This window comes from Spirosoma utsteinense, assembly GCF_014282275.1.
In the GTDB taxonomy this organism is placed as follows: domain Bacteria; phylum Bacteroidota; class Bacteroidia; order Cytophagales; family Spirosomataceae; genus Spirosoma; species Spirosoma utsteinense.
Genome location: NZ_VFIA01000016.1, coordinates 116,108 through 136,211 on the forward strand (window position 1 = coordinate 116,108; position 20,104 = coordinate 136,211).

The following is a 20,104-nucleotide window of genomic DNA, read 5'->3' on the forward strand; positions in this document are numbered from 1 at the left end:
TGTATTGGGGTAATCGGTTGACCGGGCATCTACTGTCAATACGTGCACAGGACAAGGTGATCATAAGCTATTGACAATCTACCCGTTACAGGTACTTGAATATCGTTGTAATAATCTTATAACCGGCCAGTATCGTTCCTTTTACTGTACCGGAGATTTTCGAGAAACCGATCCGCTTTCGATAGCTGACCGGTATTTCTGTAATACGTAGCCGCTGTTTGGCGGCTTTAAGCTGCATTTCAACGGTCCAGCCGTAGGTCTTATCCTGCATATTCAGCGCCAGTAACTTGTCGAACCGAATAGCCCGAAATGGCCCCAGGTCGGTATACCGAACGCCGTACAGCCACCGCAGTAAGGTTGTAGCCAGCCAGTTACCGAACACTTGCTGGGGCGTCATGGAACCCCGCTCACGATTACCCCGCGCCCGGGAGCCAATCACCATGTCGATCTCACCCGACAGGATCGGGGCTACCAGTGCCTGCATCTCGCCGGGATAATCAGAGTAGTCAGCATCGAGGAAAACAACGACATCCGGTTTTTGTTGCCGATTCTGAGCGTAGGCAATCCCCCGCAGACAGGCCCGGCCATACCCCTGAATCGGTTCGTTCAGGACAGTAGCTCCGGCACGGGACGCTTCAAAGGCTGTTCGATCGTTGGAGTTGTTATTAACGACCACAACTTCGTCGACCAGCTGGGCCGGAATATCACGCACGACCTTGCCAACGGAATTCTCTTCGTTGAAAGCCGGAATAATAACGAGGATAGACAACGATGTTAGCCGAATAAAGGGTGTAAGGAGCGCAACCAGTCAGGTAAAGAAGTAAGCAACAGAAGGCAGAAACGTTACTATAACACCTACCTGTCCCCTTCGCTTATCAAAGGTACGGTGTTGAATCTAATTGAAATGTCTTATACTTGATCCATGGAAATATCCTTTATCGGGGCCGGTAATCTGGCCTGGCACCTTGCACCGGCTCTCGAAAACGCCGGCCATCATATCAATGAAGTCTACAGTCGACAACTTCAGCATTCCCGTCGGTTAGTGAGTAATCTCTACGATGCCCGCACGCATTCGCTGCTTAATTTTGCCGACAGCCCCTCGAAACTTTTCATTCTGGCCGTTCCCGATGATGCGCTTGAAGATGTTTGTTCCCGGCTGGTATTGCCTGAAAATGCCCGGATCGTACACACGTCAGGAACACGGGCTCTCCAGGATCTGACCCGCTGGATGGCCGTCTATAGCGATGTACCGGTTCGTACCGGTGTATTTTATGCCCTGCAAACCTTTACCAAAGAACAGACCTTTCTGGACTTCGATGATATACCGCTGTGTATCGAAGCGGCAGAGAAGGAGTTTGAAGATGAACTGGTAAGCATAGGTCAGGAACTGAGCGATATTGTTTACCTGATCACATCCGACGAGCGGAAGCTGCTACACATGGCCGCCGTATTTGCCTGTAATTTCACGAATCACCTGTTGGCTATAGCACACGACCTGACTGTAGCCAACGGACTGGAGTTCGATTTGCTTCGCCCGCTGATCCGGGAAACGTTGCGAAAAGGCCTCGTTGCCGATAACCCCGCTACCGTACAAACGGGACCTGCCCGCCGAAATGATTTGTCGACTATAGAAGCGCATTTGTCTCTGCTGACGGCCAAACCACAGCTTGCAGAAATCTACGATGTGATGACAACCAGTATTCAACGAATGTATATTTAGCTAATAGATCAATGTTACTTTAGCAACTATATGTGAACTAATTATAAATTGATAATATATATACGTCAATAAATTGGATTCACTTTATTTATACTATAGTTTTACTAGTGTATTACGGGGGGGATGAATTTATATGTGGGGTTCCAGACGATTTGTTGATAAACCGGTAGAGGATAAGGCCGTTTCACGTACGGAGCAGCTGACCTTATACGATCGGTATGGTGCCATGGCTTATGGCGTAATTATGCAGATAATTCCTCAGCCAGACCTGGCCCAGAACGTGCTTATCGATCTGTTTGCATCACCTGAGATTGCTTCGCTTCCCGGTTCGCCTTCACAAGCGGCCTGTGCCATCGTCCGCATGGCCCGGACCAAAGCCCTTTCTGCTAAACCTGTTGAACAACCTGCGTTGGCGGAGTTTGAAGCCAACCCTAACGTAGCTGCTAATCTGCCCGAACTTGTCTTCGATTTATCGTTCAACAAAGGATTTAAGCTGGATGTTATTGCCGAACGGCTGGAATTGACGTATTTTGATGTGCTGAAAGCGATCCGTGAACACGTTAAGTCAATTCGTACCTGTTAACTGTCCGACGTTGAAGAATCATCATTATTTGACAAGTGGCGTTTTGGAATCCTATTTGCTAGGGCTTGTCTCCCGCGAAGAAAAGGAGCAGCTGGAGCATGTGCTGGCTACTGATCCAGACGTGCTGTCCGAATTGAATGAACTCGAAGCGCAGATGGAACAGTATTTCCTGGAAAATGGTGTTCCCCCGCCACCAGGCATAAAAACAGCTATCGAGCAACGGATCAATAAGCCTGAGATTGAAAAATGGGACCAGGATACACACACGGACACTAACCAGTCGCAGGCCAGGACCGAAGCACCCAAACCGAATTACATTGACGTTGAGGTCGACAATACGCACATCCGGGTTCATAAGCACTGGAAAACAGCTTTCATCGCGGTTTTCATTCTGTCGAAAGTATTCCTGATTCTGGGTTTGTACTATTATTTCAAGTCGAGTAGTCAGCAGGACGAGATCCAGCGCCTTAAATCCAGCGTTCAGCAAACGGCACCTCTCCCGCAGGGTGTTACCCCGTAAGCTAAGATTGAATTGATGAACTGGCTTCAGAACAGTTCATTTGTACTTGCCGCTGGATATGCATTCATGAAATACCTCATTTTAATTGTGTTGGTGGGCCTGCTGCCTATACAACCTTTACTGGCTCAATGGCAGCCACAGCCTGTTGGTACCGATGCCAGTTTCCGGGCCATTAGTATGGCAGGGACGGATGTAGTCTGGATTGGTGGTACCAAAGGCACCTTCGTTCATACAGCCGACGGCGGCACCACCTGGCAGACGGGTACTGTGCCCGACGCATCGACCTGCGATTTTCGGGATGTACAGGCGATCGACGCCCGAACCGCTTACCTGATGAGCGCCGGCCCGGCCGAAAAAGGACAGGCTCGTATCTACAAAACGATCGATGGTGGCCAAACCTGGTCCCTTCTGTATCAAACACAGCAACAGGGCGTATTCTTCGACGGAATGGACTTCTGGGATGAAGACCACGGCATTGTATTCAGCGATCCTGTCAATAACCGATGGTTCATCCTGACGACAGACGATGGTGGGAAAACCTGGCAGCCAGTACCTGAAACGGCGCTGCCTCTTATGCAGCCCGGTGAAGCGGCTTTTGCGGCCAGCGGTACCAGTCTGGTGGTACAGGGCAAGAGAAATGTCTGGATAGCGTCTGGTGGCGCAACGGCGGGTCGTGTGTTTCGCTCCACCGATCGGGGCAGGACCTGGGCTGTCAGTGCAACGCCCCTTCCGGCCGGCGAAGCCACGGGGCTTTTCGGAATGCAATTCTTCACCGCTAAAGCGGGCATGGTGGTTGGTGGAAATTACAAACAGGAACAGCAACCCGGTGCCAATGCTGCCATTACCCGCGACGGTGGCCAGACATGGCAAGTGGTTAGTCCAACAGATCCTCCCGGTTTAAAAGAAGCGGTTGCCCTACTCCCCGGCGACCGGTTGTTAACAGTAGGCCCATCCGGTACAAGCCTGTCGGCCGATCTGGGGCAGACGTGGCAGGTCCTCAGTGCCGATGGGTATCATGCGGTTTCCTGCGTCAAAGGTACCTGCTTCGCTGTAGGAGCAAAGGGTAAAGTTGGTAAGCAGGTTTTCCGGTAAGCGTACCCCCTCGACAGACTTTTGACGAGGGCACAATCCATAGCCATCTCCCAGCGTTATTCTGCCGTGTTGAACGATTAACCCACCCGGTTATACCAGTGAAAGCGGCTTTATCTCTCCCCATCTTACTGCTCAGTACGGCTTTTGGTAGCCCCCTGCTGGCCCAGTCCGTCGGTGCACGCGCCGGCGCATTTATCTGTAATTATACGGGCCGGGGCACCAGTCCGGAGGTGGTATGCGCGCCCAAGACCCCTTCCAACGGTCATGCTGAAAAGGTTGTAGACCGCATTTTACGGCCTATTGGCCTGATGCGTAATTTCAAAGTGATCGAGTGTTCCCACACCGATAACTGCTTCGCTACGGTGCTGAAAGGGCAGCGCTTTATTGTCTACGACGGCGCTTTCATGCAGAAGATCGAGGAGGAAACCGAAACGGACTGGTCAGCTATCAGCATCATGGCCCACGAAATCGGTCACCATCTACAGGGACATACCATCGATGGTCATGGTGGACAGCCTATCAAGGAGATCGAAGCCGACAAATTTTCGGGTTTCGTACTCCATCAGTTAGGCGCGTCGCTGGAGGAGTCGCTGGTGGCCGTTCGGGCACTCGGCAACGAGCGGGCTACGTCGACGCATCCGGCGCGCCCTGCCCGGATCGATGCTATTCGCAAAGGCTGGATGGAGGCCGAAGCCATGTACCCGAAAACACGTATGGCCGGCAAGTCAGCCGTTGCTACGGCACCAAGACCTGTTCCGTCCGGTACAGCCGATCGGCGCTCTGAAACGACTGTAACACGGTCGCCGGCTGTGTCACGAGCGCCGGTAACGCCTAAAGCTACCCCTGCCGGTCTAAGCCGGGTTGGCTGTGTGTCGGGCGACTGTACCGATGGGAAAGGGATATTTGTGTACCCAACCCGTGAGCGGTATGCCGGGGAGTTTGAAGAAGGTGACAAACACGGCGAGGGCACGGAATATTACGCCGATGGCAAGTTAAAGTACAAAGGCAACTTTCGCGATAATCTTCGGTCTGACTACGGAGCCTATTATTACCAGAACGGCGATAAGTATGTAGGCTGGTTCCAGAAAAATGTTTCCAACGGAAAAGGAACTTACTTCTTTGCCGAGGGTGGTCGCTTTGTGGGTGTGTTCAGAAACGGACAACCAACGCGCGACGGGAAGATGTATAATGAAGAAGGAGCGGAGTAATACAGGTCATAAGTCGGGGCGGTGCTGTCGGATTCAGGAAATTCGATAACACCGCCCCGACTTATGACCCGGTTGCTTTAAAACGCCAGTATTGTATTTTCAATAATATCGCATGCTTCGTGCATCTGGTCTTCATTAATGACCAGCGGGGGGGCAAAGCGAATTTTGTCGCCGTGGGTTGGCTTGGTAAGCAGCCCGTTTTCTTTCAGTTTCAGGCATATCTCCCAGGCTGTCTCTGCGCCCAGATCAGGACGCTCGGTAATGACGATGGCGTTGAGGAGCCCTTTTCCGCGGACAGACTTCACCAACTCTGTTTTCTGGCTCAGTGCTGTCATCCGGGCACGGAAAATCTCACCCATCACATCGGCATTCTCGGCCAGCTTTTCGTCTTCTACCACTTGCAATGCTTCCATGGTAACAACGCAGGCCAGCGGGTTTCCGCCATAGGTGCTGCCGTGTTCGCCGGGTTTGATGGTCAGCATCACCTCGTTTGAGGTCAGCACTGCCGATACCGGCATGGTGCCACCCGAAAGAGCTTTACCCAGCACCAGCAGATCAGGTTTAACACCTTCATGGTCGCAGGCGATGCGTTTGCCTGTCCGGCCAATTCCTGTTTGTACTTCATCCGCAATGAATAGCACATTGTATTGGGTACACAGGGCACGAACGCCTTTCAGGTAACCTTCGTGCGGCACCACCACACCGGCTTCGCCCTGGATCGGTTCAACCATAAACCCGGCAATATTGGGGTCGCGTTTGAAGGTTTCTTCGAGTGCGGTGAGGTCGTTGTAAGGGATAATTATATAACCCGGTAATAATGGGCCAAAGTCGTTCGTACTGCTCGGGTCGGTCGATGAGGAAATAGCCGCCAGTGTCCGGCCCCAGAAGTTACCGTCGGCAAAGACGACTTTCGCCTGGTTCTGAGGAATACCTTTGACCAGATACGCCCATTTGCGGGTAAGCTTAAGGGCTGTTTCACCTCCTTCGGCACCGGAGTTCATGATCAGGGCTTTGTCGAAGCCAAAAAACTCACACAGGTATTTTTCGCAAAGACCGGTTTTGTCATTGTAGAAAGCACGTGAGGTAAGCGTTAACAGCTGTGCCTGCTGAATCATCGCGTTGATAATGCGGGGGTGACAGTGCCCCTGACTCACGGCGCTATAGGCCGAAAGGAAATCGAAGTAACGTTTGCCTTCTACATCCCATAGGTACACCCCTTCGCCCCGCGTCAGAACGGCTGGTATAGGATGATAATTATGAGCACCGTAGTTCCATTCCAGTTGTATAGCCTGATCGGCGGCACTGACAGACGTGGTCGTTTCCATAGCTTGTAGCGAATTTATTAAGTATGAGTATGTTAATGAAGAAAAGTGGGGTCTTTGCAACCAACCGTACTGAAAGTCGGTTTTTCTCAAAAATAAGGCTTCTCCGGCAGACGCCCAAAAATCCAGATGCAGCCTCGTTCCAAGAAGAATAAAGCCCCCCGATTAGCTGAAGAAGATTATTATTACACACCAGAAGGGTATGTTGTGTTTACGGCGGTCTATCACACTAAACGCGGCTATTGCTGTAAGAATGGCTGCCGTCATTGCCCTTACGGATTCAAGAAAATTGAGTGAAGAGTTGCACAGTACGAGAGGATTAGCTACTTTTGCGCCCTCATACGGAAAATCAGTACGGTAATGGCCAGAGTTTGTCAAATCACAGGAAAGCGCACGCGGACGGGTAATAATGTTTCCCACGCTAACAATAAGACCAAGCGTAAATTCTTCCCGAACCTGCAGAAAAAGCGGTTCTTCGTCGAATCGACGGGCGAATGGATTACGCTGAAGGTGGCTACATCGGCCATCAAAACCATCAACAAGAACGGTCTGGAAGCAACGCTTCAGAAGGCATACGAACGCGGTACGCTGTCGCTGTAGTCGTTCATAGTACATAGAGTGCATCGAGCCTCTTCCAATCGGGGGAGGCTTTTTGTGTTTGAACTCAGTCAGGGAGCCCGTCGATCAAGCTGTTCGGTAGTCACAAACAGATTTGGTCAACCAGCTCCGGAACTTATTGACTCATAGACCGTGAAGCTAAATTTTGAAGACCTCATCGTTTTTGAGAACGATGATTACATACTCATCAACAAGCCACCCCGTGTGGCGTCGCTCGATGAGCGTACACCCGATCGTACCGGTCAAAGTATTCTGCGGATGGCCAAGGCCTATCATGCCGATGCGCAGCTTGGCCATCGCCTGGATAAGGAAACGTCTGGTATTCTGGCTATTGCCAAGAACCCGGAAGCGTACCGGAACCTGGCCATGCAGTTCGAACACCGGCAGGTAACAAAACGGTACCATGCCATTACCAACGGGGTGCATAACTTCGAAGGGATCTCGGTTTATCTGCCTATTTCACCCGTCAAGGACGGTACAGCCGTACGTATCGATCGTGAGAAAGGGAAAATAGCCGAAACGATCTTCAATACATTGCAGGCTTACCGGAACACGACGCTGGTCGAGTGCATGCCCGTTACGGGGAGAATGCACCAGATCCGGGTGCATTTGATGTGCCTGAAAGCCCCCATCGTCAACGATGATACCTACGGTGGAAAACCCGTCTTTTTATCGGATGTGAAGCGCAAGTTCAACCTGAAGCAGGGTACGGAAGAGTTGCCCCTGATCAATCGGGTAGCGCTGCATGCCTATGCGCTGACATTCACGCTGTTGGATGGCACGGAGCAAACCTTTATAGCGCCTTATCCTAAAGACTTCGGTACGCTGGTAAAACAACTGGAGAAGTTTAACTAGGCGTCGTTAATGAACGAGTGAGCCGGTTGGGCTATCAACGAAAGCTGATAAATTCTTGCCGACTGACTAACTTGCCAACTTCTTACTAACTCTTTTTATGTTTGTTCATACCGTCTTTTTCTGGCTGGCCCATCCCGAAAGCCAGTCTGACCGTGATGCTCTGAAGGCCGGTCTCGAGTCACTCAAAAGTGTGAAAGATATTTCGGTGGCTTACATCGGAAAACCGGCTGATACGCGCCGACCCGTTGTCGATCATACGTATGATTTCTCCATAACGCTTGTTTTTGCCGACAGGGCAGCCCACGATGCCTACCAGGTCCATCCGGTCCATCTGGAGTTTGTAGCCGAGTGCGCTCACCTCTGGAATCGGGTGCAGATCTACGATGCAGTCAGTTAATTTTTCAGTAAGTCGTAAGTCAGTGAATTTAGTCGTAAGTTGATAAGTCAGTAAGTCGTAAGTGGCTGACGCACCCGTTCTGGTGCGTCAGCCACTTACGACTTACTGACTTATCAACTTACGACCAATTTGGCTACACCATCACCTCGATTCCCATCTCCATATTCCCTTTTACGGCCTTGGAATAGGGGCAAACGGCATGGGCTGTTTCGGCTAGCTGCTGGAGCTGATCATGATCCATGCCGGGCGCTTTTACCGTAATTTTACCCGACAAAGACATGTTGTTGCCGTCTTTATTGAGGGATATGCTCACTTCAACGGCATGTTGTGGCAGAATAACCTTACGACGTTCGGCGACGGCCATCAGCGCCCCGTTATAGCACGAACTATAGGCGGCTGCAAATAACATCTCCGGGTTGGGAGCCCTACCCTGACCGTGCATCTCAACAGGTCGTTTTACATTTAATTCCAGAATGCCATCGAGCGATTTAACATCGCCCTCGCGTCCACCAACATTGCTGACGGTGGCAGTATACAGGGTTTCCATGTGTCTTTTGGTTTATAGTTTTGGGGTAATCTCCTTTAAAATTCCGGAGCGTCGGGCCAAATCGATTGCCGAAAACCCGCAGGGTATAAACCCTAAATACCTCACTTGTTCACAGATTTTCGATTCAAGATTTTGAACTACCTTTGTCTGAAGGGCTTATTCGGTCTAAAGCCGCAATAGAACGAGTTGAGCCACGTTTTCATACACACGAATTCCCCAATATGCTGACCAGCATGACTATGTTCGATAAAATCCGTTGCACCCGGCCACTGCTGGGGTGGGCAGGTGGCCTTGGGCTCATGCTATGGCTTGGCATGACACCTGCTCTGGCGCAACGCAAACGCGACAAAGAAAAAACGGACATAACGACTGCCAAGCCTGGTTCAGCCTCGACGACGACCGTTCGGATGGAGGAGGAAACCATGTTTGCTGAAGGCATGCGTTACGTGATGACGGATGAGCCCTCGAAGGCCATTGTGCAGTTTGGGAAAGTGCTGCAGAAGAACCCGGCTAACGCGGCCGCGCAGTATGCTACTGCCAATGCCCTCTCCAAAACGGGCAAAACGGCCGACGCTGTTTCCTATGCGGCCAAAGCACACGCGCTCGACAAGGAAAATAAATTCTATTCGCTGCTACTGGCCGAACTATACGTAAAGCAGAAACGCTACGGCGAAGCCGAAGAACTGTACGAATCGTTGGTGAAGAAGGGGGCTGAGAATGCCGAATATGGGGTCGAATTGGCGGCCATCTACCTCTTCGATGAGAAACCGGAAAAAGCGCTTGAGGCTTATAATAAGGTAGAGCGGGAACTGGGCCTGAACGAGGAAATTACGCGGCAAAAACAACGCATTTACCTTAAACAGAATAAACTAGATAAGGCCATCGAGGAGGCCGAAAAGCTGGTAGCATCGGAACCCGGCGATCCGGATTATCTGCTCGAAGGCGCTGAATTGCTTATTGCCAATGACCGGCCCGACCAGGCGATTGCCTGGATCGACAGGGCGTTGAAGCTGACGGCCGATCTGCCCCAGGCCCATGTGCTGCTTGCCGATATCTACCGCAAAAAGGGCGATATGGACCGTGTTACCAAAGAGTTGAATCAGGTATTCTCCAGTCCTAACCTCGAAGCCGGGTTGAAAGCCCGGATTCTGTCGAGCTATGTTGGATTGACCGGCGAGAATCCGGCGGCTCAGCAGGATGCACTGACCATGGCGCAAAATCTGGTCAAAACGGCTCCCAATGATCCTAAAACCCAGGTCATGGTGGCCGATCTGCTGCTACAGCAGGGCAAAAAAGTAGAAGCCCGTGACGCCTACGCCAAAGCGGCTCGCCTGGATGGTTCTATTTATGAAGTATGGGGTGCTCTGTTGCAACTGGATGGCGAACTGAACCAGGTCGATAGTTTGCTGACTCACTCTCAGCAGGCCCTGGAAGTATTTCCAACACAGGGGTTATTCTGGTATTCGAACGGATCCGCAAATCTCTACAAACGGAACTACCAGCAGGCGATCGATGCGCTTGAAGAAAGCCAGAAGCTAATGGCGGCTTCGCCAAACAACGAATTGAAAACGGGCATTGGGGCTCAACTGGGTGACGCCTACAACGGGCTGGGCGACCACGTCAAATCGGACGAAGCCTACGAAGCTGTGCTGAAAGTTGATCCGCTCAACGATCATGTGTTGAATAACTACAGTTATTTCCTGTCTTTACGGAAAGCCAATTTGCCGCGTGCGCTACAACTAGGGCAAAAGCTCGTTGAGCGCAACCCAACCAATGCCACATACCTGGACACCTATGCCTGGGTGCTCTACGTTTCTAAAGATTACCCCAAAGCCAAACAATACCTCGAAAAAGCCCTGGCCAACCCCGCTGGCGTCAGCGGAACGATCATTGAACATTATGGCGATGTTCTGTATCAGCTTGGGCAGCCCCAAAAAGCGGTTGAACAGTGGAAACTGGCCAAAACCAAAGGTGGTGCCGGTCCCAGTCTGGACAAGAAAATCGCTACCGGAAAAATCTATGAATAAATTCCTGCTCTATGCCCTGCTGCTGAGCATACTACTTTCTTCTGACAGTTGCCGCCGTCGGCGTTTGTCGCGGTCAGTAGGCTCCGTACCAAGCGAACAGGGACCTGTCTCATCAACTGCTACGTCACCCCGGAAAGACTCGGTCAGCAATGCCCGGCCAACTATACCTCCCCCTGCCGATTCAACAACCGTACGTTTACCCCGCCCTGGTATTGAAGAAGCCCGGGCCAACGTTGCCGAGATAGATTTTCGGTACCTGACGGCCAAGTCGAAGATTTCGTTCAAGAGTCCGGAACAGGACATTGATAACGCCAACATTAACATTCGGGTCCGTAAAGACAGCGTTATCTGGCTGTCGGTCAGTAAACTGGGAATCGAAGCCGTCCGGGGCCTGATTACCCGCGACTCAATTACCATAATCGATAAGATCCACCGGGAGTATACAGTCTACGATTTCCCCACATTAAGCAAGCAATTCAATTTTGAGATGAATTTTGCCCTGTTACAGGCGCTTATCGTAGGTAACTTACCCCTGCCCAGACGTCCGGCACAGAAAATCAAGAATGAACGGGACTACTTGCTGCTGCGCCAGAGCGAAGGCAAGGTGCTGGTAGAAAACTACATTGGTGAAAACGATCGTAAGTTGAAAAAGCTCATGGTGACGGAGCAACCCACCAAAAACACCCTGCGGCTGGACTACGAAGATTTTGCCTCACTCAATAATTTTCTGTTTCCTTATACCAGTCTGGTGACGCTGGATTATAAGTCGAAGACTGACGGACAGTTTTACCAGACCCTGTTACGTATCAAACACAGCAAGGTCGAACTGATCGATAAGAGTCCTGGCTTTCCCTTCACTATTCCGGCTAACTATCAACGCCGGCCATAAGTAACCCTGTTGGTTCAGTGCCTATGCATACCCAAAATCTGTCTTTTGTTTGTGTGATCCGATGGTCGGTCCTGATGCTGGCTGGTCTGACTCTGCTGGCTGCGCCTGGATGGGCCCAGCAGACCCAGCGTAGTCGGCAGGTGCTGGAAAAGGAGAAGAAACAGAATCTGGAAAAGATGAACCAGATCCGGACGGTACTTAAGCAGACAGCCTCCGAAAAACAGGTTGGCCTTGGCCAGTTAAAAGCCCTCAATCAGCAGATTCAGACGCAGTCTAAACAGATAGGGTTAATCAGTAAAGATATTCAGCTTACCGAATCTGAAATTGCCGAGCTCCGGCAGGCCAGTACCGCCCTTACCCGTGATTTAAAGAAGCTTCAGGCCGAATATGGCTCCATGATCTATGCCGCCGACAAACGGCGGCAGCAGGTCAATCCCATGGGATTCCTGTTTGCTGCCGATAACTTCAACCAGTTGGTGGCCCGCTATCGTTACCTCCGTCAGTACTCAGATTCCCGCCAGAGCCAGGTGCGGCAGATGAATAATGTTCAGGTGATGCTACAGAATAAGCAGCAGGTCACCCAGCGGAAACGACAGGAGCAGCGCGGTACGCTTGTGGTGAAAGTGCAGGAAACCCAAAAGCTCGAAACCCTGAAAAATGAGAAAAATCAGGTCGTCAAAGAGCTGAGCCAGAAGGAAGTGGAACTGCGCGCCGAACTGGCTGAAAGCCGTAAAGCCATCGATCGGCTCGAATCCATGATTACCCGAATCATTGCCCGCGAAGCAAGAGAACGGGCTGCGCGGGAAGCTAGGGAGCGCGCCGAACGGCTCGAACGGGAACGGGTAGCCCGTGCTGAAGTGGCTCGGAAAGCGGCCGAACGGAAGCGGGCCGAAGAAGCAGTGGCTGCGGCTAGAGAAGCTGGTGAAAAACCGGCCCCTGCCGACATCGCTAAAGTTGAGCGGCCTGTTGAGAAAGAGCCTGACGAACCGGCTGCCCGCAAACCCGACGAACGACGGAATAACAACCTGAACGACGAAGAAGCCGCCCTTGCGTCTTCCTTTACAGCCTCGCGGGCCCGGTTGCCCTGGCCTGTGACCAAAGGATTCATTTCTGATCGGTTCGGCCGGAAGCCACACCCTATCATCAAAGGGATCTATGTTGAAAACCAGGGTGTAGATATTCAGACGAATGCTGGCGAAGGCGTCCGGACAGTTTATGACGGCATTGTCCAGGACGTGACCAATATCCCCGGCATGAACAACGTAGTGGCCATCCAGCACGGCGATTACTTCACAATCTACGCCAAACTCCGTAGTGTGTCGGTCCGGGCGGGCCAGCGTGTGAAAGCCCGGGAATCGATCGGTACAGTAGCAACTGATAAGAATGGGGTCTCTGAAATGCAGTTCCAGATCTGGAAAGAATTTACGAAGCTCAACCCAGAGTCGTGGCTCATACCAAGATGAGTTGCCCAGCCGGTCAGTTGATTAGTCCGTAAGTCGGTGAGTTTGGTGTAATTTTGCTGGTCTTTGTTGACTGGTCAACTCACCAACTGGTCGGCCAACTAACTAATTATTGACCTCTATGTCTGTTCATAACCCCGACATCAAGCGCGTCACGACGCATACTATCCAGGAACTCAAGAATAAAGGCGAGAAGATATCGGCGCTGACAGCCTATGATTTTTCAATGGCAAAGGCAGTCGATACCGCTGGGGTTGAAGTGATCCTGGTGGGAGATTCGGCTTCGAACGTAATGGCGGGGCATGAAACAACGCTGCCCATTACCCTTGACCAGATGATTTATCATGCCAGCTCGGTAGTACGTGGTGTTAAACGGGCGTTGGTTGTTGTCGATCTGCCATTTGGATCATACCAGGGCAACTCGACCGAAGCGTTGCGGTCGGCGATCCGGATTATGAAAGAGTCGGGAGCCCATGCGGTCAAGATGGAAGGGGGGCTTGAAATAAAAGACTCCATTGTTCGTATCCTGAGCGCCGGTGTGCCCGTTATGGGCCACCTTGGCCTGACACCCCAGTCGATCTATAAATTTGGTACGTATGCCGTGCGGGCTAAAGAAGAGGCCGAAGCTCAAAAGTTAATGGATGATGCGCATATGCTGGAAGACATTGGCTGTTTTGGTCTGGTACTTGAAAAGATTCCGGCGGCACTAACAAAAAAAGTCTCTGAAAGCCTCACCATCCCAACCATCGGTATTGGCGCTGGACCCGACGCCGATGGTCAGATATTGGTTGTACATGACCTGCTGGGTATTACAAACGAGTTCAAACCCCGGTTTCTGCGCCGGTACGCCGATCTGCATACGGTCATGACCGAAGCCATCGCCCATTATGTCGACGATGTGAAAGGCAACGATTTTCCGAACGAGAAAGAAGCGTATTAAGTTATTACAGTCTGCTGATGAGGTCGTTGGTCTGGATACCAGCAGGCTGCATCAGCCGGTTAAGCCTATGAAAAAAAAACCATTTCAGGTCGTATTCGAAGACAATCACTTGCTGATTGTCAATAAGGAACCTGGCATTCTGGTGCAGGGTGACCGCACCGGCGACGAGACATTGCTCGACGTATTGAAAGAGTACGTCAAAGAAAAGTACGATAAGCCCGGCGAGGTGTTCCTGGGGTTGGTCCACCGGCTCGACCGGCCGGTGAGCGGCCTGGTCGTGTTTGCCCGGACGTCGAAGGCGCTGGAACGGATGAACGAAATTTTTCGGAAACGGCAGGTACAGAAAACCTACTGGGCCGTAGTACGGCGTAAACCCCCCAAAGACACCGACAAACTGGTGAACTGGCTTGTGAAAGATGAGCAGAAGAACCAGGTGACGGTCTATGATTATGAAGCGCCCAAGTCGCAAAAGGCTGAGTTGTCCTACCGGCTGATGGGAAAGATCAATGAACACTATCTTATTGAAGTCAATCCTATTACGGGTAGGCCCCATCAGATTCGGGCTCAGCTGGCACATATGGGTTGTCCAATTCGGGGTGACGTGAAGTACGGTTATGACCGGGCCGTTCCTGACAAGAAGATTTATTTACACGCCCGACGGTTGTACTTTATTCATCCGGTGAAGCAGGCTGGTGCCCCTGACCGCCCTATCATTTGTAAAGCCGCTTTACCCCCCGATCCATTCTGGGAGGAATTTCTGGAGCTGGATGATGAGAATTATAAAGACAAGAATATGGACTTCATCTTCGAGTAAGTCAGAACCGAACGAAAATAAAGAGCCGCATCGTCCTCATAGGAGCAGATGCGGCTCTTGTTAGTTTATAAAATACGCCTGCACTACACCTCAGTCGACGGAAGTCTGTGTTTCGTGCTGCGGAACGATGTCTGTAACGATTTGTTCCATCACCCGCTCTGCCATCTGAATAGCGCCCCGTATAGCTCCATAGATTAGGCAGAGTGGTAATATAATGGGTAAGAAAAAGACCCATTGAAAAATCATGTAAAGTCGGACATTTTTCATCAGTTCAAGAGGGGTTTCAAAGTTAAGTTTACGGAAGTCTATTTGTGTCTGACGGTAGGTAAGTGGATATAAATATTATCCCTTCAATATTCAAAGATAAACTTGGCTTAATACAAAAACAAGGAGTCTGTGAAAAACTTTACGACACAATATAGTCGTTTTGTTCCATTGCACGTATAGCTATTGTCACTTTTGTTACCGTAAGTTGTTTGTCAATTTCTGTGCCAGACTATAATCAATTGTAAAATGGTTTGGATTGACGTAGCAACTAATGCATCAATCCGCTTACTTTTACTGCTAAAATTAGTCTAATCCTCAGTATCAGGGTGTTCTGCTTAAGAAAATATCGGTTCGGGATCGCTCACTTCCTGTTTAGCCTATACCTGGCGGTATTGGTTAACGGAGTCGTGTTTCGCCATGCCCACCGATTGGCGGACGGAACGATCATCTGCCATGCTCACCCCTATAAGTCATCGCCCGGCACTCAGTTTCCCAGCCATTCTCATAGTCGCGATGAATTGATCTGGCTCGACGCATTCACAAATGCGTTGTATGACAATTTAGATACGGGTTTGTGGGTGCTGGCAGCTGTCATGGTCCTATTGCTGACCGCTGTTGGTGCAGTCCAGACTACCTCTCCTTTCAAGACCACACATGTGGCGTTCAGGCACCGGGGACCACCGGTGCATTGGGTCTGATTCCTTTATTTTCTGTATGTCAAACGCTTCTGTCCCACCGGTATCTGATCGGTGTGGGGCTGCGAATGCATACGTCTGGTTCATTCTCAAACGGGTATCCAACGTTTCATGCGTCAACTATTACTTCTATTTCTGCTATTGCCTGGTTTGGCAGCAGCCCAGGCCGTTTTTACGGGTCTGATTACTGACAAGACCAACCGCGAACCGCTTACCGGTGTAACGGTTTACTTTCCGGATCTGCGCAAAGGAAGCGCATCGGACACAAGCGGTTTATTTCGCGTGGCCGATGTGCCCCCCGGTTCTCATAAGGTGCAGGTACGCTATTTAGGGTATAAATCGCAGCTGCGTACGATCCGGCTTCCCGATGGCGAAACAACTACTAATTTCGTACTCGAACCTGAAGCGGGCTTGCTTCAGGAAGTAATCGTGACCGGGCTTACTACCGGCGCTACCGTCAAGGATAGCCCGGTTCCGATAATGACCTATAACAAGATCCAATGGCTGCAAACCAGTTCGACCAATCTGGTCGATGCCGTTGGTAAACTGCCGGGGATGTCTCAGATCACAACGGGCGTGGGTTTGTCCAAGCCCGTTATCCGTGGGTTGGGCTTTAACCGGGTCATCACGGTCCACGATGGAGTGCGGCAGGAAGATAATCAATGGGGCGAAGAGCATGCGCTCCAGGTAGACGAATACAGCATTGACCGGTATGAGATTATCAAAGGTTCAGGTAGTCTGCTGTATGGTTCCGATGGGTTGGGGGGTGTGATGAGCCTTATCTCGGCCCGCCCGCCCGAAGCCGGTGCCTGGCGCGGGCAGGTGCTAACGAACTACCAGAGTAACAACGGTATGTTCGGCCTGTCGGGATTAATGGAGGGGACGACTAAAAAAGGATTGTTTGCCCGGGTTCGGGTGAGCCACAAGAATGCGGGTAATTACCAAAATCGTTACGATGGCCGGGTATACGGATCGGCTTATCGTGAATTGGATATGAATGGAACCATTGGTATCAACCGGAAATGGGGATACTCGCAGGTATATCTATCCAACTTTCATCAGGACATCAATATCGTTACGGGAGAACGCGACCGCAACGGCGGATTTCTTAAACTCGTACGGACTGGTATCAATTCAGAAGCGCTGCAACCTGTTTCAGCCGCTACGTTGAACGGCCGGGCCATCGATCTGGCCAACTACCAGAATCTGAATCACGCCAAAATTTCGTGGAATACGTTTGCCAAACTGAGCGGAGGTAGTCTTTCGGCCATTATGAGCTATAGCCAGAACCGGCGTCAGGAATTTGCTACGACGCTCACACCAGAGCCCGCGCTTTATTTTTATCTGCAAAATGTATTCTATGACCTGAAATATTATTTCGGTGGCCGTCAGGGATGGGATTTTACGGTAGGGGGTAACGGACTGTGGCAGTACAATCAGAATCTGGGTTCGCAGGTGCTTTATCCGGGCTACCGTTCCTGGGACAATGGCCTGTTCCTGTTTGCCCAGAAGAAAACAGACCGGCTTACCGTCAATGGCGGCCTCCGAATGGATATCCGGCAGATGCGCATCAACCAGCTCTATGCCGATACGGCCGGAATATTCGCCGAAGCAGCTTTCTCGGGAAGTGAACTCCGCTTTGCTGGTTTGAACAAGACTTATTCCAACCCAACGGCAAGTTTCGGGGCTACCTATGCTTTGTCGGGGCGATGGACAGTAAAGGCTAACCTAGGCAGAGGATTTCGGGCACCCTCAACACCGGAGTTATCGGCTAATGGCGAACATACGGGGACCTTCCGGTATGAAATCGGGAGTCCAAATCTACGCTCAGAAACCTCCTGGCAGGGTGATCTGGGTATCAACTACGAGTCGCCCAGCCTGAATATTACGGCCAGCCTGTTCCAGAACCGCATCAACAACTACACCTACTCGGAGAAAGTGTTCGACCGGTTTGGCCGGGACTCTATCGTAGACCCTTCGCGGCCGATTTTGACGTACCGATACACCCAGGGAAACGCCGTTCTTTTTGGTGGTGAAGCCCAGGTGATTTACAACCCGCAGCTGGCGAAGTGGTTTCATCTGACAGGCTCTTACTCGCTGGTACGATCGCGCAACCTATCGGCCACAGCTGATTCATCGCGGTACCTGCCTTTTTTACCCCCGCCCCGCGTCATCACACAAGTGAAGTTTACAAAGGCCGAAGCTGGAAATCATTGGCATAACCTGTATGCTCAGGTCGAAGTAGAAAGCAATGCCCGGCAAAATCAGGCGCTGCTTGCCTATGGTACCGAAACGCAAACACCCGGCTATACGCTCATCAACCTCGGTGCCGGGGGAGATATTGTGGGGGGGAAAGCAAATAGGACGCTGTTTTCGCTCTACCTGACGGTGCAGAACGTATTCGACGTGGCCTACCAGAGCCACCAGAACCGACTTAAATATTTTGGGGTGAACGAAACAACGGGCCGGGCTGGTGTCTTCAATATGGGGCGCAACGTGAGCGCGAAGGTCGTTGTGCCGTTGGGAAAGGAAAAATGAAGGGGGAAGAGAGGCAGTAAAGGAGGAAGGGGAGGATGGAGGAAAGGGATGAGGGAGATTTTTGTTTTCCCTTCGTCCCTTTCCTCCATCCTCCCCTTCCTCCTTTACTCCTTATTTCAACGTCGCTACGGCTTCTTTGATGCGTCTTACCGCTTCGGTCAGGGCTTCGTCGGAAGCAGCCGTTGAAATCCGCAGGCAGTTGGGGGCACCAAAACCTGATCCGGCTACGGTTGAAACGAAAGCCGTGTTGAGCAGCCATCCCGCAAAATCGTCGGAGTTCTCGATCGTCGTCGTTCCATCCGATTTGCCGTAGTAGGAGCTAATATCGGGGAAGGCGTAAAAAGCACCTTCGGGTACGTTAGTGCGGAAGCCCGGCACCTCATGTAGTAATTTCACCACCAGGTCGCGCCGACGATGGTAGGCTTTCGCCATTTCCATGCTGGGCTCCAGCGGGCCATTCAGAGCAGCCACTGTTGCTTTCTGAGCAATAGAGTTGGTACCAGAGGTTACCTGACCCTGCAACTTCTCAACGCCATCAGCAATCCATTTGGCGGCACCAATGTAGCCAATACGCCAGCCGGTCATGGCAAAGCCTTTGGCTACGCCGTTCACCGTAATCACACGCTCGGCAATTTCCGGAATGGAACCGATGCTGAAGTGACCTTCGGGTGTGAAGTTGATGTACTCGTAAATCTCATCGGCCAGCACGTAGATGTTCTCGTGGCGGGCAACGATGTCGGCAATGGCGCGCAGTTCGGCTTCTGAGTAGATGGAGCCCGTTGGGTTGTTCGGTGATGCGTACATCACGATCTTGGTCCGGTCGGTGATAGCGGCTTCGAACTGCTCGGGGGTTACTTTGAAGTTGTTCTCAAACGAACCATCCACAACAACGGCTTTCCCCTCGGCCAGTTTCACCATTTCGGAGTAACTAACCCAGTAAGGCGAGAAGATCAGCACCTCGTCGCCGGGATTGATCAACACCTGAATGACGTTGGCCAGCGAATGCTTGGCACCGGTCGAAACAACGATGTTCTCGGGTTTCCAGTCGATGTTGTTGTCGCGTTTGAATTTATCGGCGATGGCTTTGCGCAGATCGGGATAGCCAGCTACGGGCGAGTAACCGTGGAAGCCGTCGTCGATGGCTTTCTTGGCGGCTTCGCAGATGTGGGCGGGGGTTTTAAAATCGGGCTCACCAACGCTTAAACTAATCACGTTGTGGCCCTGCGCGGCTAGCTCGCGGGCTTTCTTGGTCATCGCCAGCGTGGACGATTCTTCCAGCGCATTGATGCGGTCGGCTAACAAACGCACGGTGTCGAGCGTGGCAGACATAGCAGGGTGGTTTTTATGAAAATGACAACAAACTAACCACAAAGGTAAGGTCTTTTCAGCGGAGGGGCCATGTTGTTGGGGAATTAAAAATCAGTTAGCGAGTGCTGCCCTGCCAGTGGTCCGGCAGGACCCTGGTAGTGGCTGGTTAGTGATGTCGTTGGCCAGCCAGTGGCTAGTACTCTTCCAACTTAATAATTAGAATTGACTGATTTATTTATTGGGTTAACTTTCTCATACCAGCTTTTAAGTTTATCTCCAGCGCTGGCCACTGTAAAACTCCAAT

At 51.3% G+C, this 20,104-nt stretch carries 21 protein-coding genes; 16 read left to right on the plus strand and 5 right to left on the minus strand.

The annotated features are described in order from the left end of the window. Nucleotides 1-85: 85 nt before the first annotated feature. A complete protein-coding gene (locus tag FH603_RS14545; RefSeq protein WP_186738256.1) occupies nucleotides 86-769 on the minus strand; it encodes a glycosyltransferase family 2 protein in 684 nt (227 codons plus the stop codon). Nucleotides 770-922: 153 nt separating this feature from the next. Between FH603_RS14545 and FH603_RS14550 the strand changes: the two genes are divergently transcribed. The 5 genes from FH603_RS14550 (at nucleotide 923) to FH603_RS14570 (ending at nucleotide 5,123) form a co-directional block, all read left to right on the plus strand. Beyond that, nucleotides 923-1,720 carry a Rossmann-like and DUF2520 domain-containing protein gene (locus tag FH603_RS14550; RefSeq protein WP_186738257.1) on the plus strand — a complete coding sequence of 266 codons (798 nt, stop codon included), beginning with the start codon at nucleotides 923-925 and terminating at the stop codon, nucleotides 1,718-1,720. A 133-nt stretch (nucleotides 1,721-1,853) separates the two neighbouring features. Continuing rightward, a complete protein-coding gene (locus FH603_RS14555; RefSeq protein WP_186738258.1) occupies nucleotides 1,854-2,303 on the plus strand; it encodes a hypothetical protein in 450 nt (149 codons plus the stop codon). Between the two features lie 43 nt (nucleotides 2,304-2,346). After that, nucleotides 2,347-2,823, plus strand: a complete 477-nt coding sequence (locus FH603_RS14560; protein WP_235985319.1) for a hypothetical protein — start codon at nucleotides 2,347-2,349, stop codon at nucleotides 2,821-2,823. A gap of 66 nt (nucleotides 2,824-2,889) precedes the next feature. Beyond that, nucleotides 2,890-3,915 (plus strand): YCF48-related protein, encoded by a 1,026-nt coding sequence (locus FH603_RS14565; RefSeq protein WP_186738260.1) that lies wholly within the window; start codon nucleotides 2,890-2,892, stop codon nucleotides 3,913-3,915. A 92-nt stretch (nucleotides 3,916-4,007) separates the two neighbouring features. Next, on the plus strand, nucleotides 4,008-5,123 hold the full coding sequence (locus FH603_RS14570; protein ID WP_186738277.1) for a M48 family metalloprotease: 1,116 nt from the start codon (nucleotides 4,008-4,010) through the stop codon (nucleotides 5,121-5,123). A 77-nt stretch (nucleotides 5,124-5,200) separates the two neighbouring features. Here FH603_RS14570 and rocD read toward each other — a convergent pair whose 3' ends face one another. Beyond that, nucleotides 5,201-6,448, minus strand: a complete 1,248-nt coding sequence (gene rocD, locus FH603_RS14575; RefSeq protein WP_186738261.1) for an ornithine--oxo-acid transaminase — start codon at nucleotides 6,446-6,448, stop codon at nucleotides 5,201-5,203. A 126-nt stretch (nucleotides 6,449-6,574) separates the two neighbouring features. Here rocD and FH603_RS14580 point away from each other — a divergent pair, with 126 nt between their 5' ends. The 4 genes from FH603_RS14580 to FH603_RS14595 all read left to right on the plus strand — a co-directional run bounded on the left by FH603_RS14580 (nucleotide 6,575) and on the right by FH603_RS14595 (nucleotide 8,315). Beyond that, the gene (locus FH603_RS14580; protein ID WP_186738262.1) at nucleotides 6,575-6,742 is read left to right on the plus strand and encodes a C1orf53 family protein; all 168 of its coding nucleotides are present in this window, start codon (nucleotides 6,575-6,577) and stop codon (nucleotides 6,740-6,742) included. 63 nt (nucleotides 6,743-6,805) lie between these two features. Beyond that, nucleotides 6,806-7,045 carry a 50S ribosomal protein L28 gene (gene rpmB, locus FH603_RS14585; RefSeq protein WP_111344536.1) on the plus strand — a complete coding sequence of 80 codons (240 nt, stop codon included), beginning with the start codon at nucleotides 6,806-6,808 and terminating at the stop codon, nucleotides 7,043-7,045. Nucleotides 7,046-7,195: 150 nt separating this feature from the next. Continuing rightward, a complete protein-coding gene (locus tag FH603_RS14590) occupies nucleotides 7,196-7,918 on the plus strand; it encodes an RluA family pseudouridine synthase (RefSeq protein WP_186738263.1) in 723 nt (240 codons plus the stop codon). A gap of 97 nt (nucleotides 7,919-8,015) precedes the next feature. Beyond that, nucleotides 8,016-8,315 (plus strand): Dabb family protein, encoded by a 300-nt coding sequence (locus FH603_RS14595; protein ID WP_186738264.1) that lies wholly within the window; start codon nucleotides 8,016-8,018, stop codon nucleotides 8,313-8,315. A gap of 133 nt (nucleotides 8,316-8,448) precedes the next feature. Here the strand turns inward: FH603_RS14595 and FH603_RS14600 are convergent, their stop codons facing one another. After that, the gene (locus FH603_RS14600; RefSeq protein ID WP_186738265.1) at nucleotides 8,449-8,862 is read right to left on the minus strand and encodes an Ohr family peroxiredoxin; all 414 of its coding nucleotides are present in this window, start codon (nucleotides 8,860-8,862) and stop codon (nucleotides 8,449-8,451) included. Between the two features lie 239 nt (nucleotides 8,863-9,101). Here FH603_RS14600 and FH603_RS14605 point away from each other — a divergent pair, with 239 nt between their 5' ends. The 5 genes from FH603_RS14605 (at nucleotide 9,102) to FH603_RS14625 (ending at nucleotide 14,992) form a co-directional block, all read left to right on the plus strand. Then, a complete protein-coding gene (locus FH603_RS14605) occupies nucleotides 9,102-10,889 on the plus strand; it encodes a tetratricopeptide repeat protein (RefSeq protein ID WP_235985320.1) in 1,788 nt (595 codons plus the stop codon). Beyond that, nucleotides 10,882-11,778: a lipoprotein insertase outer membrane protein LolB1 gene (gene lolB1 / locus FH603_RS14610; protein ID WP_186738267.1), complete on the plus strand. Its 897-nt coding sequence runs from the start codon at nucleotides 10,882-10,884 to the stop codon at nucleotides 11,776-11,778. The genes FH603_RS14605 and lolB1 overlap by 8 nt, the downstream gene beginning before the upstream one ends. 23 nt (nucleotides 11,779-11,801) lie before the next feature. After that, nucleotides 11,802-13,241 (plus strand): murein hydrolase activator EnvC family protein, encoded by a 1,440-nt coding sequence (locus FH603_RS14615; RefSeq protein ID WP_186738268.1) that lies wholly within the window; start codon nucleotides 11,802-11,804, stop codon nucleotides 13,239-13,241. A 118-nt stretch (nucleotides 13,242-13,359) separates the two neighbouring features. Further along, nucleotides 13,360-14,178 carry a 3-methyl-2-oxobutanoate hydroxymethyltransferase gene (gene panB / locus FH603_RS14620; RefSeq protein ID WP_186738269.1) on the plus strand — a complete coding sequence of 273 codons (819 nt, stop codon included), beginning with the start codon at nucleotides 13,360-13,362 and terminating at the stop codon, nucleotides 14,176-14,178. Between the two features lie 67 nt (nucleotides 14,179-14,245). Beyond that, nucleotides 14,246-14,992 (plus strand): RluA family pseudouridine synthase, encoded by a 747-nt coding sequence (locus tag FH603_RS14625; protein WP_186738270.1) that lies wholly within the window; start codon nucleotides 14,246-14,248, stop codon nucleotides 14,990-14,992. Between the two features lie 90 nt (nucleotides 14,993-15,082). Here FH603_RS14625 and FH603_RS14630 read toward each other — a convergent pair whose 3' ends face one another. Next, entirely contained in the window at nucleotides 15,083-15,259 is a 177-nt protein-coding gene (locus tag FH603_RS14630) for a hypothetical protein (RefSeq protein WP_186738278.1), read from the minus strand. Nucleotides 15,260-15,585: 326 nt separating this feature from the next. On the opposite strand from FH603_RS14630, the gene FH603_RS14635 reads away from it, so the two are divergent. Both FH603_RS14635 and FH603_RS14640 read left to right on the plus strand, forming a co-directional pair. Further along, the gene (locus tag FH603_RS14635; RefSeq protein ID WP_186738271.1) at nucleotides 15,586-15,957 is read left to right on the plus strand and encodes a hypothetical protein; all 372 of its coding nucleotides are present in this window, start codon (nucleotides 15,586-15,588) and stop codon (nucleotides 15,955-15,957) included. A 108-nt stretch (nucleotides 15,958-16,065) separates the two neighbouring features. Continuing rightward, complete coding sequence (locus FH603_RS14640; protein ID WP_186738272.1) at nucleotides 16,066-18,492, plus strand: TonB-dependent receptor; 2,427 nt, start codon at nucleotides 16,066-16,068, stop codon at nucleotides 18,490-18,492. Nucleotides 18,493-18,603: 111 nt separating this feature from the next. Here the strand turns inward: FH603_RS14640 and FH603_RS14645 are convergent, their stop codons facing one another. Next, nucleotides 18,604-19,821 carry a pyridoxal phosphate-dependent aminotransferase gene (locus tag FH603_RS14645; RefSeq protein WP_186738273.1) on the minus strand — a complete coding sequence of 406 codons (1,218 nt, stop codon included), beginning with the start codon at nucleotides 19,819-19,821 and terminating at the stop codon, nucleotides 18,604-18,606. Between the last annotated feature and the right edge of the window lie 283 nt (nucleotides 19,822-20,104).